Origin of the sequence: Neptunomonas sp. CHC150 (genome assembly GCF_030397555.1) — a bacterium.
GTDB lineage: Bacteria > Pseudomonadota > Gammaproteobacteria > Pseudomonadales > Balneatricaceae > Neptunomonas > Neptunomonas phycophila.
This window is the reverse complement of record NZ_JAPNXU010000052.1, coordinates 1-871: the sequence shown is the minus strand read 5'-3', so window position 1 is coordinate 871 and position 871 is coordinate 1. Positions and strand designations below refer to the sequence as shown.

General features: G+C 41.7%; 2 protein-coding genes. Both read right to left on the bottom strand.

Going from position 1 to position 871, the window contains the following annotated elements:
- Positions 1–52 precede the first annotated feature (52 nt).
- Positions 53–475: a DUF5675 family protein gene (locus OW491_RS18140; protein ID WP_102582806.1), complete on the bottom strand. Its 423-nt coding sequence runs from the start codon at positions 473–475 to the stop codon at positions 53–55.
- Between the two features lie 88 nt (positions 476–563).
- Positions 564–871: hypothetical protein (locus OW491_RS18135; protein ID WP_290037297.1), on the bottom strand; the 308-nt coding region annotated here is incomplete at its 5' end.

Sequence of the window (871 nt, the reverse complement as noted above, 5' to 3'; positions counted from 1 at the left end):
AGGCGCTGTTTGCGCCCTCGTTGTTTGGCAAAGTCCCAATTGCGTCCCATGGTTACGCTCGACGAATAACAAGCTTGGCTTTTTCACCACCAAGGTGAGCCATAAAATAATCGAAGGCCGTGCCTGAATTGATAACAGCCCATTCATTATTCACCACACCAAAGTCCATGCCTGGTGCAATACAACCTTCAAGCTGTGCTGCTCGGTTTGCTTTGTGGATAAGAATATGAGTTCGTTGAGAAGGGCCGAATCGAGTAACACCAAGGGTTGGTGCTTCTAGTGCGTAGCATTTGCCAAACTTCGGGCTGTCATGTGGCAGCAGGTCATAGGTGCCTTCTGGAATACATGAAATGCCAGCTTGGTTATTTTTCCAAGGTCGTTCAACGGTCTTGAAAATAGCGTTTCCATTCTCATCGCACAGATAAGAAAAAACACCATGAGGGAAATAATTGCGATGGAGAGTTAGGGTTTTCATAGCACAACCAGATAACAGTAATTGATGTTGTTTCTGATTGTGCTTTTTATTTTGATATAGGCGGAACTAACATTAATTAATTCTGATGTTAGTTTCTCGACACTGAAATTGGCAGGAAGTAATTATCTTTCATAGTCGCATCAATTTTACAAAAATCAAGACTCTCTTGCTTTCCAGCCACAAGAAAACCGTTAATTCCTTTTTCATCTCCACCAACATAAACCCAGTGAGTATGACCACTTCTATCATCTTTTATTTTAAACTCAATATCATAAGTCCAATTGTATCTCTCTGAGCGGTATCCAAGCATACCAGCTTGCTGAATGGGTTTAGTTAGGTCGAGTTCCTCATCCCCCCAAGTTCCTTTAGGGGTTTTGGATTCATATTCAATAATGA

Bases quoted from the DNA above. Each gene is read 5' to 3' on its own strand.
- OW491_RS18140 (WP_102582806.1), bottom strand. From the start codon at position 475: ATGAAAACCCTAACTCTCCATCGCAATTATTTCCCTCATGGTGTTTTT.